At 45.0% G+C, this 14,131-nt stretch carries 13 protein-coding genes and 1 riboswitch; of the genes, 7 read left to right on the forward strand and 6 right to left on the reverse strand.

The window, feature by feature from the left end:
• Nucleotides 1–72: 72 nt before the first annotated feature.
• Both L4C36_RS19175 and L4C36_RS19180 read left to right on the forward strand, forming a co-directional pair.
• Nucleotides 73–570 (forward strand): GNAT family N-acetyltransferase, encoded by a 498-nt coding sequence (locus L4C36_RS19175; protein ID WP_428479410.1) that lies wholly within the window; start codon nt 73–75, stop codon nt 568–570.
• 177 nt (nt 571–747) lie between these two features.
• Nucleotides 748–1,407: a Bax inhibitor-1 family protein gene (locus L4C36_RS19180; RefSeq protein WP_428479411.1), complete on the forward strand. Its 660-nt coding sequence runs from the start codon at nt 748–750 to the stop codon at nt 1,405–1,407.
• A gap of 74 nt (nt 1,408–1,481) precedes the next feature.
• Here L4C36_RS19180 and L4C36_RS19185 read toward each other — a convergent pair whose 3' ends face one another.
• The 5 genes from L4C36_RS19185 to L4C36_RS19205 form a co-directional block, all read right to left on the reverse strand.
• Nucleotides 1,482–2,207, reverse strand: coding sequence for a hypothetical protein (locus L4C36_RS19185; protein WP_428479412.1), 726 nt, complete (start codon nt 2,205–2,207; stop codon nt 1,482–1,484).
• A gap of 30 nt (nt 2,208–2,237) precedes the next feature.
• On the reverse strand, nt 2,238–3,569 hold the full coding sequence (locus tag L4C36_RS19190; RefSeq protein ID WP_428479413.1) for a sodium/glutamate symporter: 1,332 nt from the start codon (nt 3,567–3,569) through the stop codon (nt 2,238–2,240).
• Nucleotides 3,570–4,075: 506 nt separating this feature from the next.
• Entirely contained in the window at nt 4,076–4,336 is a 261-nt protein-coding gene (locus tag L4C36_RS19195; protein WP_428479422.1) for a hypothetical protein, read from the reverse strand.
• A 47-nt stretch (nt 4,337–4,383) separates the two neighbouring features.
• Complete coding sequence (locus L4C36_RS19200) at nt 4,384–5,403, reverse strand: LLM class flavin-dependent oxidoreductase (protein ID WP_428479414.1); 1,020 nt, start codon at nt 5,401–5,403, stop codon at nt 4,384–4,386.
• A gap of 45 nt (nt 5,404–5,448) precedes the next feature.
• On the reverse strand, nt 5,449–5,883 hold the full coding sequence (locus tag L4C36_RS19205; RefSeq protein WP_428479415.1) for a carboxymuconolactone decarboxylase family protein: 435 nt from the start codon (nt 5,881–5,883) through the stop codon (nt 5,449–5,451).
• Between the two features lie 120 nt (nt 5,884–6,003).
• Here L4C36_RS19205 and L4C36_RS19210 point away from each other — a divergent pair, with 120 nt between their 5' ends.
• Nucleotides 6,004–6,915: a LysR family transcriptional regulator gene (locus tag L4C36_RS19210; RefSeq protein ID WP_428479416.1), complete on the forward strand. Its 912-nt coding sequence runs from the start codon at nt 6,004–6,006 to the stop codon at nt 6,913–6,915.
• A gap of 483 nt (nt 6,916–7,398) precedes the next feature.
• On the forward strand, nt 7,399–7,899 hold the full coding sequence (locus tag L4C36_RS19215) for a methylated-DNA--[protein]-cysteine S-methyltransferase (protein ID WP_428479417.1): 501 nt from the start codon (nt 7,399–7,401) through the stop codon (nt 7,897–7,899).
• A gap of 191 nt (nt 7,900–8,090) precedes the next feature.
• Here the strand turns inward: L4C36_RS19215 and L4C36_RS19220 are convergent, their stop codons facing one another.
• The gene (locus L4C36_RS19220) at nt 8,091–9,674 is read right to left on the reverse strand and encodes a Na+/H+ antiporter NhaC family protein (protein ID WP_428479418.1); all 1,584 of its coding nucleotides are present in this window, start codon (nt 9,672–9,674) and stop codon (nt 8,091–8,093) included.
• A gap of 87 nt (nt 9,675–9,761) precedes the next feature.
• Nucleotides 9,762–9,934: riboswitch (Lysine riboswitch) on the reverse strand.
• 185 nt (nt 9,935–10,119) lie between these two features.
• On the opposite strand from L4C36_RS19220, the gene L4C36_RS19225 reads away from it, so the two are divergent.
• The 3 genes from L4C36_RS19225 (at nt 10,120) to L4C36_RS19235 (ending at nt 14,103) form a co-directional block, all read left to right on the forward strand.
• Nucleotides 10,120–12,051, forward strand: a complete 1,932-nt coding sequence (locus L4C36_RS19225; protein WP_428479419.1) for a BCCT family transporter — start codon at nt 10,120–10,122, stop codon at nt 12,049–12,051.
• A 175-nt stretch (nt 12,052–12,226) separates the two neighbouring features.
• Entirely contained in the window at nt 12,227–13,441 is a 1,215-nt protein-coding gene (locus tag L4C36_RS19230) for a hypothetical protein (protein WP_428479420.1), read from the forward strand.
• Nucleotides 13,438–14,103 carry a hypothetical protein gene (locus tag L4C36_RS19235; RefSeq protein ID WP_428479421.1) on the forward strand — a complete coding sequence of 222 codons (666 nt, stop codon included), beginning with the start codon at nt 13,438–13,440 and terminating at the stop codon, nt 14,101–14,103. The genes L4C36_RS19230 and L4C36_RS19235 overlap by 4 nt, the downstream gene beginning before the upstream one ends.
• Nucleotides 14,104–14,131 lie beyond the last annotated feature (28 nt).

Below are 14,131 nucleotides of genomic sequence, written 5' to 3' on the forward strand. Positions count from 1 at the left end.
TTAACGCGTTGGAATGTCATTATACTCGGCGCCAAACTTACAATAAGTCATACAATGATAAGAGAGTAAACAATGAGTGTGATTGTCAGAGCTGCCACCGTCAACGATGCCCAAGGGATCACTGACGTGCTTAACCCGATTATCACCGAAGGGTTATACACGATCTTGGATTGCACGTTCACGGCAGAGGAAGAGGTGGCCTTTATTCAAGACTTCCCTGAGCGCGGTGTGTTTCAGGTGGCCACCAATGAAGCAGGAAAAGTACTGGGTTTCCAAAACGTCGAGCCGTTTGCGTCGTACACGAAAGCGTTTGATCATGTCGGTATCATAGGCACGTTCGTGGATGCGGACAGCCGTGGCCAAGGGGTGGGCAAGCAACTGTTTGCCGCGACGATTGAAGTGGCCAAGCAAAAAGGTTACGAGAAACTGTTCGCGTATGTGCGCGCAGACAATGAACGCGCGTTAGCGGTTTACTTGCGTCAAGGCTTTGAAATTGTGGGTACCGCTAAGAAGCACGGCAAGATTGGCGATCGTTACATTGACGAGATCCTGATTGAGACGTTTTTGTGATCTGACTGCTTCACAATGCATCAAGGCCAAAAGGCGTTTGGTGTATTACGCCTCTTTTGCGCCTCATCTCCCAAATCAAAAATGTAGCCATGATAACTGAGCGCTGGTTGAAAATCATACAGCTCACGGTGGTAACATTTCGACATATCTTTCGCATTGTTAAGGAGAACACACGCGATGATGGAGTCGAATGTTTTTGATCGGACTGAAACCGATGATCCCGTGATCAGTGATGGCCTGTATAACTTCACTATTGGCATGGTGCTGTGTTGGGGCTTTTTCGTGAATTGGCTAATGGTGTTATTTATCCCGGTAGAAGCGGTGTTATCCGTTTCGCCGTGGGTCTTTATCATCGGTTATTTCGCCAGTTGCTTCTTTGGGGTGTACCTGTTCCGGTCGTCAGACAACCCTGTTGTGAGTTTCATCGGCTATAACTTTGTCGTGGTGCCGTTTGGTCTCATCATCAATGTGGTGGTATCGCGCTATGATCCTAATTTAGTGTTGGACGCGATCAAGGTGACGGGGTTCGTGACTGGCTGCATGATGGTGTTAGGGACGCTTTTTCCGCAGTTCTTCAAGCGCATTATCGGGACTTTGTGTATCTCACTGTTGATTGTGTTGCTGGTGGAGTTGTTTCAGATCTTTGTGTTGGGGATCCGCCAGGCATGGACCGATTGGGCGGTAGTGATCATCTTCTGCGGGTATATTGGCTATGACTGGGGAAGGGCAAACCAGATCCCGAAAACGCTGGATAACGCGGTCGACAGTGCCGCCGCGCTCTATATGGATATCATCAACTTGTTCTTGCGTATCTTACGTATCATGGGGCGTCGTTAACGCGCAGAATGTGTGAGAAGACACATTATGATCGTAAAAGGTCGCACTTTTAAACAGTGCGACCTTTTATGAGATTACGTCATTATATTGGGTAAGTGGGTGATCATCGATGCCCAATCCAGATCGACTTGTTGACGTGTTATGCGATTTCGAGACGTTTGCCCATGGAAGCCTGTGTGTGCTTGTGCAAACACATAGCAACAGTGTCCATTTTCTAAAGCAAGGCAAAAAGGAGTGGTAATAGCCGCTTCTAGCCGTTTGTAGCGCACGCCACCATTAGCGACTGATATCGCGTTGAACACATTAAGCCCTAAGCAAATCACGATTTTTGGGGCGATGATCTGTATTTGGGGCAATGCATATCGCCTAGCACCCTCAAGTATTCCTCGCCATGTCATTGCGGCCGATAATGATCCTTTTTTAATAAAGGGATACACATTCGTCGCATAGGTATCATTCAGTGCCAGCCCAAGGTGGCGCCTGAGAAGCATATTTAAGTGTTGCGACGTCGGTAACTTAGGATCTAATCCCAATGACGCTAACGCAGGTCTGAATACTTGAGCCAGGTAGTCGTTAGATGCCCAATCTTGCAACAACACCATCACCGTTGCGTGTAAATTGGACGCTGATTTCGTGTAAGGAGAGACCCATTCCGTTTCATAGGCACCAAAATAAAAGTCTCCGATGGCATAGGCCTCATCTGGAGTGCTCTCCCGCCGTCGTTGAGTAAGCGCAGCAAGACGTGTCCGTTTATCACCATCATTCAGCAGTGTTTGTATGGTGCCACTGATCTGTGTCATACCTCTCCTCACGATTAACAACCCAATAAATCAGTTTGTACAGGGGGCTCGGTTTAAAATAAACCGCCAAACAAAAAGTACGGCGAGAATATATAGTAATCCTATCCCCAAGGCTTGCCAGTGAAGTCCGTTATACATCGCAATGGGCATTAATGAAATAATGAAAATATCAGTGATTGAACCGGGTACATACGCAATCGCATAGTCATCAAGAATATTTCCTTTCATTTTTGAGTCAACAATACGGAGTAAAGCAATACCCATTGCGACCGTCCCTGTTAACCATCCCCATGAAAATAAACCTTTTTCAAACCAACCTTTCCCTAAAATTCGTGGGGCAACCCACAGTATTAGCCAAAGTGTAAAGCAGACTCCGCCGAATGCTAATACAACCATAGGTAGTAAGTATTGAGAAAGAACAGTAATTTTAATAGCGGATATACCAAAGATAATCAGATAATCTGTGCTGATGCCAGCGGCATGATTGAATGTGGTATCGCATAGATATTTATCAGCTTGGGTTCGTTTGGTTACCATTCGTACCAGCATTCCGGAAAGAAAACCGGTAACAAAGGTAGGTATTTGTACTTTGTCAAAAAAAGATGATAAGTAATCGGCTGAAAGATAAGAAAAAACGGTAACAAGAACGACTAAGGCTGCATGAATGGCAAAAGAGTCAACAGAAAGAGATGACATAGTGTCATTCATTACGGCTTTTTGTTCTGCAGGATTAATGAGTCCTTTTCGTTGATATTCATCCATGTTTGAAAATGTGACAAAAGTGCTAATCCATCCCATTTTTAATGCAAATTGAAGGAGTAACATTCCAATAGAAATAGAAAGGAATATACCGACAGTTGCGAAGGTTAACCCTAGCGTGAACCCGTCTTCCCAACCGAGTTTTGTTAATATATCTCCAACCACGGTTGCTGAACCGTGGCCTCCCATAAACCCTGATGACAGTGTTACACCAAAAGCCGGGTTAAGATCTGGCCATACCCAAGTGGTAAGAAATAACCCAAATATAGCCGCAAATAGCCATTGAGAAACAGATGCTATTTGGTTGAATGCCCATAACGATCCAGCCCGCTGGGCGACTACTTTGGGGGATGGTATATCAGTGGCTAAACCCAGCGCTGAAAATAATGCGGCGGTTAAAAGGCCGGCATTCGCAGTGAATGTGCTCGTCCATGGCAACACATCCAATAATGCAGGACCAAAAATCAAACCTAATAATCCAGCCAACACCGCTGAAGGAAGATAAAGTCGCTGTAATAGCGTCAAATGAACACGTAGGATTTTCGCAACCAATAATAAAAAACCTGCAATTGCTAAGTCTGTTAACATTAGACCTTGTGGCATTGAACCTCCAGTAATATAAATGAACTCAACCGTTTCTACATGTTTGCACTCTGAATGAAAAACTGCGCATACTTGTCATTTGTAGATTTTATGAAATGACACTCATTGATATATTCATTACATTCAATGAATATAATCGATTACCTTTAAAAAGAATAAATATAGCTGTGATTATGCTCGATTATCAGCAGGGATAAAACGAAATGTATGCAGCTATCTATATCGAATTGATTTTTAATATTCTTTTTATTATCAGTTATTGGTGCGTGGGAATAATAACATTGGCTTTTGTTAAGCCATTCTATTCCCGATGAAACGCACATTTGAATGACTTGGATTTATTACTTCGGTTGAGTATAAATTGTTTTTAATACTCTTGTGTAAAGAGGAGGCTATCCTAGTGATATTTTATATTGATTGCAAATATAGCTATTTCATTTTTAGCCTAAATTGTTTTGTTTTTAAAGGGCGAAACCTCTGACTAGGTGACGTCCATGTAATGATATTCATTGTTCTGCGGTGGCAGAACTATTCTCTTGGGTATGGCTATCGTAATATATCCTTGCGATGAAATAGATATTCACACCCGCAATAAAACCATTTGTGGCTGCAACCGGCCAAGCATCGATCATGAGCCCGTATATTGCAAACAGTGAGCACCCAATGAAATTAAGGACGCGTAGCTTAATGATGTCTTTCATCGTCAGTGATAGAGCGACAATTATTGATGAAAGGTATCCTAACATTTCTACTGTATTCATAATTATTTCACCTAAAAGATGGCGGCTAGAAACGGTATGGTATGTATGGTTAGCTATTGAAATTTCGGCAAAATGCTTTGTGAAAATGCCGCTAAACAACGGCTATTATTTTCATAACCTAACCCGTTTGCCAGCCATAGGGCGAATTCGCTCACCCCTAATGCTTGGTATGTCTTTAGCGTTGCTAATATTTCCTCTGCGGTGCCGATCAGTAGATTTTTTTCCAAGTCCTCCACAGTGAAACCCGTTTGAACCACAACCTCACCTTGTAACCTTCCTTGCGAGACAGTGTTGGTTTGATTAAACCATGCCACAAACTCACTGTAGTATTGGCTGAAATGCTTAAGAATGACCTTTTTTTCTTCCTCATTTTCAACAATGTAGGCGTGTTGAAGCAGTAACAATTTAGCATCATGCGTGGCATGTTCCGCTGCTTGTTTAAATATTGCGACGCTTTCTTTGACTTTTTCCATCCCCATCCAAAGCGGCGTCATTTGAACGTGGCAACCGTGATCAATAGCAAATTTAACCGTATCTGGGCTTTGTGCTGCGATCCAAAGGGGGGGCTGAGCGCCATCAGCAATGGTTGGCACAACAGAGGTTTCTGGAAATGCCCAATGGTTTCCGTGATGGCGATAATTCCCCTGCCATAAAGCGCGGATCGCGCGGATTTGTTCACGCAGCATGTCACCCGCTTGTGAATTGGTTACCCCGTCGCTGAGTCTATCGTATTCATATTGAAAGGCCCCTTTTGATAACCCAACCTCTAAGCGACCGTCAGTGATTTGGTGAGTAAATGCAATTTCGCCTGCTAATCGAATCGGGTGCCAAAAAGGGGCAACAATCGTGGCTGTCCCTAAACGGGCTGTGTGAATTTGACTGGCTAATGCAGCAATGGTCAACAATGGGTTCGGTGATATTGCAAAATCCATTGCGTGGTGCTCACCTGTCCAGATGGTGTGAAAACCGCTACGATCTCCTTGCTTACAGAGCTGTACAAAGTGTTGGTAAGCGTCTTCATAACGAATATTTACGTGACTTCTTTCAGTATGTAAGCAAAGAGAAAGTTTCATGGTGGTACCTTTTAGTCAGCCAATTATTCCGTGAGATAACAGTTATTAGTGATGCATCTTGGTGGCAAGAGCAAAGCGATTCCATGCGTTGATCATGATAACTTGCATCATGGCTTCTGCGGTTTCTTGTTCACCGAAGTGATCAATACAAGCTTGGTAAGTGGGTTCAGACACCCCATCTTGATGAATTAACGTCATTTCATCGACCAATTGCAGAAGGGCTTGTTCTTTCTCATCAAAACGCGGCGATTCTTTCCATGCAGAAAGCGCAAAGATTTTTTGTTGCGCCATGCCCAGTTTTAACGCTTCCTTCGAGTGCATTTCGATACAATATGCACACTGGTTAATCATCGATGCTCTCAGCTTGATAAGCTCTTTTAATTCAGCAGATAACGCTGTCGTTGAAAGGTAATTCTCTATACCTAACATGGCTTTAAGTGCTTGTGGTTGGGTTTGTGCAATATCAATGCGGTTGTTCATAATGTTATCCTCAATGCGGTTAGTACGTCTTATCGACAGGAAGCATTGTGCGCTAAAATAAAGGCGATAAGAATCCCACTAAAAATGAAATGAGTTTTGTGAAATATGCAAAGGTGAGAAATGTTAAATCAAATTAAAATTTTAGCTCAGGTTGTTGAGTCTGGGAGTTTTTCTAAAGCGGGGAAAGTACTGAATATGGCACCGTCTTCGGTTTCGCGATCCATCGATAATCTAGAGCACACGTTACAATCAACGTTGTTTAGACGGAGTACACGGAGTGTCTCTTTAACAGAAGAAGGTGAGTATTTTTACCATCAAGCGACAAAAATACTGTTTGATGCCAATAAGCTTATCTCTGAAATGAAAGGAGAGCGGGCTGAACCGCAAGGGGTGTTGCGTATTTCTGTGTTTGAAAGCTTTGGTAACTTAGTGTTAGCCCCACTCTTGCCTCGCTTCTTAGCGCAATACCCCAAAGTGACGGTTGAAATCGATCTCGATAATAACTTGGTCGATTTAAACAGTGAGAACATTGATGTCGCCATTCGTATCGGCACACCACAAGACAGTAACCTCAAGGCGCGTCGATTAATGACGAACCTCACGTCATTGGTTGCGACACCGGAATATATAGCTACACATGCTGAGATTAAACAGCCGGAAGATATTCAGTCTCACAATTGTTTGCTCATTGGCCAGGGGCGAAAGCGGTATTATTTTTATTGTTCAAACGGCGCAGAAGTACGTCGAATTCCGGTCAAGGGTAATTTAGTTTCTAAGGGCGGTTCACCGTTGTTGAGTGCTGCCCTTAGCAGTTCAGGCGTACTGTTACTGTCGACATGGATGGTTGAGCCGTATTTGAAATCTCAGCAGTTAGTCGAGGTTTTACCGCATTGGGTCACGCATTCTTCTGAGACGGGTAGTGGTGAAATTTATGCAATATACAAAGGTATGGAGTACCCCAAGCCTCACGTTAGAGCCTGGTTAGACTTTTTGGTGAAAGAGCTAAGCGTCGTCAATCCTGTGCTGGTATGAACAGAGGTTGCTGCCTTAGTTATGGCTTACCACATGCTAACGCATAACTAAGGCAGTGCTGAAAGTTAAAAATTTGATATCTGTTGGCTACTTATTCCGAATGTTCTAAAGCGCAAGTCGTGTGAGAATACTGTAATAAACGACATTTAAGTTGGTGGAAGATCACATGATTGATTTCGAGAGATACGTTAGAAATGCATTGTGTATGGCGTTGCATTATTTAGCTTCCGTCATATTGGGATGTATTAACACGGCTAAATAGCGGCGCTTGTGGTGATACTAATGGATAGTCAACAAGCGTTATATCTGTGCTCACGGTGTTATGAACACAAGGGGCGTTCTGAGTTTTTGAGTGAGTAATTAACATTGACAATGAGTCGGTGGTGTATTGTTTGCTAGCGCAAGCCTGTAGGGCTCTATGAATTCAATAAAAGAGTTTAAAACCACATCAAAAGGGATAGATATCAAGAGAGGAATTAAATCATGTGCTTAGATGTACTGCAGAGTAAATTGGGGATGATTACATTCACAGCGAGTGGGCAGGGGCTTACCGGATTGTATTTGCCGGGACAGGAGCATTTTTTACCGTATAAGACATATAAAAGAAACACAAAAAATGTGCATATTGAGCAGGCAAAGGATGAGATCAGTGACTATCTTGACGGAAAAAGGAAAGATTTTTCCGTTGGGCTAGATTTACGAGGCACTGAGTTTCAAAAAAAAGTGTGGCATCAAGTTAGAGAGGTGCCATATGCCCATACCTCTTCCTATAAGGATATTGCCCAACAATTAGGGATGAAAGGAGGATACCAAGCGATAGGGAGCGCAAATCGTAATAATCCTATATCGATTATGATTCCTTGCCATCGGATAATAGGCGCGACGGGAAAGCTTATTGGCTATGGTGGGGGTGTTGACTTAAAGGCTCAGCTACTTCATATAGAAACGCATTATGAAAAGAACGATCAGCAACACGAAGGGTGATTTTTATATCCACCGTAGTCAATAATGAATCATTCGAGCCTGTTAAAATGCTCGATAACGGCGTTAGGGTGTTTGATGGGAGAATAACGATGTATCGAACAATTCCGCCCCAAAAACACATCAAGCACCCGAAGGTGCTTGATGTGTTTTATGTAAGTGGTTACTTACTTGCGTTCTTGCTTACTGACGGTTCACTGCGCTTTGGCCGTTGCCATAATGGGTTGGTTTTTGCGCATCGCAAACAAGCAGAACAGCACGAACCATGCGCCGCTCACTGCCACACCAATCCACGCTGAATGGGTGTAACCAATCGCTACGTAACCCAGTAGGGCACCGAACGCCACAGAGGTCGCATACGGTAGCTGAGTCAGTACGTGATCCATGTGGTGACAGCCTGCGCCAGTCGCCGACAGAATACTGGTGCTTGAAATCGGTGAACTGTGGTCGCCGAATACTGCGCCTGCTAATACCGCAGCAAGCATTGGGAGTAGCATCTGAATGTCACTCGCTGCTGCAATGTCACCGGCCAACGGTAGCATGATACCGAAGGTACCCCAGCTGGTGCCGGTCGCAAACGCCATCGCACACGACAGCACAAAGACAACAGCAGGTAGCAGTTCAACAGGGATGTTACCGTTCGCCATTGACGCCAGGTACATACCGGTTTTCATGTCACGCACAACCGCACCGATGGTCCATGCAAAGAACAGGATCACAATCGCAGGCATCATCGCACTGATACCTTGTGGCGCGGCTTGCATCCAGATTTTCGCGCTCAGCTTCAAGCGTAGCGCCAGTGCCACAGACACCACCAAACTACAGATGGCGCCGTAAACCAGAGATGAGCCTACGTTCGTGTGTTCAATCGCGCCGATCAAACTGAAATCGACCCCTTTCGTCGCCAGTACCGCCGCGCCGGATTGCACCATGAAAAACACGGTAGCCAAGGTCAACGTCAGAATAGGCAGCACCATGTCGATCATGCCGCCGTTGCTGTTTTCTGGGGTTTCGATATCCAAGCCCGTTGGACGGCCGCGAGATTCATCCCACAGTTTGCCTTCTAGGGCCCATTCTTCGTGCTTGCGCATTGGGCCGATATCCAACTGGAACGCGATCACACACAGTACCATCACGAGTGTAAACACCGCGTACAGGTTCATCGGGATCATTTCTACGAACGCGGAAATGGGGCTCTGGTCAGTCACGTTGTGTGCCACCATGATACCGCCAACCAGGGCGATGATGTACGCACCCCATGACGAGATAGGCATCAATACACACACAGGTGCCGCGGTGGAGTCCAGCAGATAGGCCAGTTTTGCCCGGGATATTTGGAAGCGATCAGTCACAGGGCGGCAGATTGCGCCAACAGACAGGCTATGGAAAAAGTCGTCGATAAAGAAAATGAACACCATCAGGCCGGTCAGGGATTTGGCACTGCGGCGATCTTTACAACGCACAGAAGCCCAATCGGCGAACGCTTGGGTCGCCCCTGATACGCTCATTAAGCTGATCAACGCGCCCAACAACAACATGAAAATGATCATATTGGCGTTGTCACTGTTTAAGCTGCCGTCAGCCCATACAATGTGAAGCACTTTATTGAATAAATAGTGAGCGGTGGCTAGTGGGGAATAGTGGTTTAGCATCAGTGCGCCCGCAACAATACCGGCACCGAGTGAAAGCAGAACGCGACGGGTCGTGACTGCCAAAATGACCGCCAGAAGTGGCGGAACGACAGACAATAAAGAGTCTGAAAAATTTGTGAGGATCATAATCTCAACACCTACAACATCAAGGTGGAGATCTACCGAAAAGAGGTGTAACGAAGACGTCTGAAGGAATGACAAAGACTTGTTACCCCTTCAGGTAGCGCTCCATAGGAAAAATACTATGGCAGTTCTGTGCCTATTTGACACAGACCCAGCGACTGAGTGTGATAACTGCAGTCACTTCGGCGCTGACTCCTTTCTCCGGCATCATCGGGATCATCCTCCGCACGGTTACTGATAGGCAGCGCGCCTCTACTGATTAAGGGCTTGCTGCGCCATCATAACAGCCAAGTTCAGCAACACAAGTATTATATAGGGATAGTGTACAAAGTGAGTGGATAATAAACTTTCTTTATCGTTACCATTAGAAGATTAATTTTGAGAAATTGTTAATACCTGTGATCATCGCATTACGCACAGGAAGCAAAATGTAAACATAGGAGTTAACGTGTTGCTAAAAAAACACTTCGAATTGATCGATAAGCCCACTTTCTTTGGGGCGCTGGGATTACTGTTTTCCGTCATAATCCCGCTGATGTTATTCCCAGAAGAAGGCGCTAAGTGGATCGCCGTCGCCAAAACCTTTATGACCGACAAGCTCGGTTTCCTCTATTTAGCGTTAGGTATCGGCGCCTYCTTTTTTATGATCTACATCGTTTTCTCCGATATTGGCCAGATCAAACTGGGTGATGCGGATGAAAAGCCAGAGTTCAAAACCGGTTCATGGGCAGCCATGCTGTTTTGTGGTGGTATCGGTGCCAGTATTCTGTACTGGGGGACTATCGAGTGGGCCTATTACTACCAAAGCCCGCCATTCCAGCTCGCACCGGGCAGTGAAGAGGCGGTACGTTGGGCTGCCACTTACGGTATTTTCCACTGGGGGCCGGTAGCGTGGTCTATTTACATGATCCCCGCGATTCCTATTGCCTACTTTTTCTATGTGCGTAAACAGCCTGTATTGAAAGTGTCAGCCGCGTTGATGCCGGTGATCGGTGAAGCGCGCAGCCACGGTAAGTGGGGCAAGGTTATCGATATCTTGTTCATCTTTGGTTTGTTGGGCGGTGCCGCGACCACATTGGGTTTAGCTGCCCCGTTGATCAACGAAGGGATCAGCTACCTGTTTGATGTTCCCTCTACCACCACGACTCAAATCGGCGTGTTGTTGTTGTGTACGGCATTGTTCGCTTACTCTTCCTATAAAGGGATGGATGAAGGGATCAAGGTGCTCAGTAACATCAACTTCTGGGGTGCACTCGGTCTGTTGGCGTTCGTCTTGGTGGCGGGCCCAACCTTGTTCATGCTGGAAACCGGTTTGGATTCTTTGGGTCGTATGCTGTCTAACTTCTTCGTGATGGCGACATGGGCTGAACCGTTTGGTGGCTATGGCACCTTTGAAGATACCCACTTCCCGCAAGATTGGACCATTTTCTACTGGGCATGGTGGCTTGTGTTTGCGCCAAGCATGGGCTTATTCGTGGCACGTATTTCGCGTGGTCGTACGATCAAGCAGATGGTGTCAGGGGCTATCTTCTTTGGCTCAATGGGTTGTGCCCTGTACTTCATGATTTTGGGTAACTACGGGTTGTCGCTACAGCTTTCTGGCCAGCTTGATGTGGTCGGCATTTTGAATAGCGAAGGCCCAACCCGTGCCATTTTCTCTATCCTTGAACAGCTACCGATGAGCACCATGGTCATCGCGGTGTTTACGATTCTATGTATTATCTTTACCGCCACCACGTTTGACTCGATCTCGTTCATTCTGGCGTCGGTGGTACAGAACAACGTAACGGAAGATCCATTGCGTTGGAACCGTCTGTTCTGGGCCTTTACCTTGTCCATCATGCCATCGATTCTGATGTTCATGGGCGGCTTGGCGACGTTGCAGACCGCTGCGATTGTGGGTGGTTTACCGTTGCTGGTGATTTCGGTGATGCTCATGATCTCGGGTGTGAAAGCCGCCACGCTCGACTTGGCACACCAAGACGGCTACATCGATCCGGTGATTAACATTGAAGAATTCCCAGATGTTGATCCATGGTCAAAAGAAGGCGTGGCGATGGCCAAGTTTGAACGCCTGAAAGACGAAGCGGTTGCAGCGGCGGAAGAAGAGCGTGAGAAACTGAACGCGATTTGGGATTTAAAGAAAACCATTCGTGCCACGGCCTTGTCGAAAGGGGAGTCTGGCATGGAGCTGGGTGATGCGCCACAAGATCAGTTAGACGAAATCAAGCGTTTGACCGATGAAGCCATGGCCGCCAAAGAACACAAACTGCAAGCGTCTGAACAAGCGCAAGAAGCCCGTAAGTTGTTTGACGAGCTGATGCGTGCACGTCTAGAGCAAGAAGCTGCTGAGGCGGATGCACTCGAAGCCAAAGCCTAAGCAAGCCACGGCATGTTGGCGGGGAGTCATGTCAGGGAACGACAACTCCCCGTGGGTACCGTCAGGTACCGTGCTTGATAAGAGAAAAGTCAGTCAATAAAACGGTGCCATGACACCGAAACCAAAACCGCCCGCGAGGGCGGTTTTTTTATGTGTGGCGGGGCGAGGAGCAACGTTGGCACTTTTTGGCGATCCCATTGCTGAAGCTAAATTCTATCGGATACGGATCATTGATGGGTTAGGTCGCTGCTACCTCATCACTCCCCGCCATCGAAGAATGAACATTGGCGAACAATCCCCGTTAATGCAATACCAAAATAAATATTGGGCTAAGCATTTACTTCAAAGTCACAGTACTCGCTGGGGATACCCTTTTGATCTCCCCATGTTGTACCACCGTCTATGTTATAAGCCACTTCAGCACCATATTCCTAAGCAGGGCATGATTGAAGAGTTAAGCGACAGGATGACGCAGGGTGAATTGCTTGTGTATCTCGTTGACAACTTTATCCCTCCACCGCCCCAAGGAAGTAGAACCCATATTCCAGCGTCAAGCCCAGCGCCCCAAACGCAGGCCATGATGGCGACGCCTCCTGAACGAAAAACGAAAAGTCTTCCTCAAGTTGGGAGGCAAGTGTCAGCACCGCAAGAAAAGAGGGTTGAGGTGCCGAGTTTCGATTTGGCGGAGGCGATTGCTAATCCTGCTTCACAAGGTATTACTCCAGTAAATATAGATCCTGCGTCAATGCTTGCTGAAGGCGTAATTGATACCGCACAAGCAGCAAAAGACTTTATTTCAAACCCTTCTTTAGAAGGTCTGGGGATGATGGCGGTAACAGCGATTCCAGGAAAATGGGCGGATAAGGTTCTAGAAAATACAAACAGGTCAAATATTATACCTGTTAGTGTAGTGCGTTATGATGATTATTTTGAATCTGAATTAAATGGAAAAGGATATAGAAAATCCTATATTAAAGGAGACTATTTAAGTCCCGCGAACCCTTCTGGTGAAATTACAATTCAACAACATATTAGAGGTTCAGAGCCAGCGAAGAGTAACAGCCAGTATACATCAACAACAGCGATTTCAGATGGAGTTGAAGCAAAGTATTATGGTAAGGAGCGGATAGTAATTGATACGGAAAAACTTCAAGTTGATATAGATATTGGTAAAGTTCATGATGTTGAAATTGTGACGCCAGAGAGAGTCCAGAGTGAGTTGAAAAAGGAAATAACTAAAGCTCAAGAGCGATATAATGCACATTCAAGTCCTAAAAATTTAGACAAGCTTATGCGAGCAACGGTATATTTAGAGCATGCAATAAGAGATAATGAATGCTTGATAAAAGGTTGCATTCATAAAAAGTATATTAAAAAGGTGGCTGAATGAGTGGGATTAAAAGTATTTTAGGGGAGTCGGTATACAATATTCTTTATTGTCATCATGATCGTAATGGTAATTTAATTAGTGATATTGATGATGTTCTAGATTGTGAGGATGAAGATATATCTCAAATACGAGTTAAAGAACTCATTAATTTGATTACATTTGAAAAAAATGAAATAAACATTCTCATTTCAATCGAAGCATCAAAAGTACTCTCCGCTTGGGGAGTGAAAAATGGTATCGATTATTTTTCTTTCTACATTGATAACGATTTATATTTAGAGTGTATTATTTCTCCCAATAGATTTGATTCACAGCAGGATGATGTATTTAACGATATGCTAACATCGTGTTTAAAATATCACATGAGATATGCGGAGAGGGAGTTTAATCGGCGTGGTGAAGTTGGAGGTAACTTGACATTAACTGCGAAAGAAGAAATAAGGCCATTAATTGATAAGATTCTTTCTCTGGTTGGTGTTATTCATGTTGATATGACATATTTATTAAGGGTAATTGAAACTTATGATTGGGTGGATTTTAAAGATTCGCTAAATGCTGTGTTTGTTCYTATTAATGACCTTCCTGATTCAAATTTAAATAGAAAATGGAACATTGAAAATTTGGGAGAACTACTTGAACGATGGTCAAATAGATTCGATTAGGTTGTGCGTATTGATATTATGTATAACC

The organism is Photobacterium japonica (assembly GCF_050337005.1).
Classification (GTDB): Bacteria; Pseudomonadota; Gammaproteobacteria; order Enterobacterales; family Vibrionaceae; genus Photobacterium; species Photobacterium japonica.

Bases quoted from the DNA above. Each gene is read 5' to 3' on its own strand.
- L4C36_RS19175 (WP_428479410.1), top strand. From the start codon at position 73: ATGAGTGTGATTGTCAGAGCTGCCACCGTCAACGATGCCCAAGGGATC.
- L4C36_RS19180 (WP_428479411.1), top strand. From the start codon at position 748: ATGATGGAGTCGAATGTTTTTGATCGGACTGAAACCGATGATCCCGTG.
- L4C36_RS19185 (WP_428479412.1), bottom strand. From the start codon at position 2,207: ATGACACAGATCAGTGGCACCATACAAACACTGCTGAATGATGGTGAT.
- L4C36_RS19190 (WP_428479413.1), bottom strand. From the start codon at position 3,569: ATGCCACAAGGTCTAATGTTAACAGACTTAGCAATTGCAGGTTTTTTA.
- L4C36_RS19200 (WP_428479414.1), bottom strand. From the start codon at position 5,403: ATGAAACTTTCTCTTTGCTTACATACTGAAAGAAGTCACGTAAATATT.
- L4C36_RS19205 (WP_428479415.1), bottom strand. From the start codon at position 5,883: ATGAACAACCGCATTGATATTGCACAAACCCAACCACAAGCACTTAAA.
- L4C36_RS19210 (WP_428479416.1), top strand. From the start codon at position 6,004: ATGTTAAATCAAATTAAAATTTTAGCTCAGGTTGTTGAGTCTGGGAGT.
- L4C36_RS19215 (WP_428479417.1), top strand. From the start codon at position 7,399: ATGTGCTTAGATGTACTGCAGAGTAAATTGGGGATGATTACATTCACA.
- L4C36_RS19220 (WP_428479418.1), bottom strand. From the start codon at position 9,674: ATGATCCTCACAAATTTTTCAGACTCTTTATTGTCTGTCGTTCCGCCA.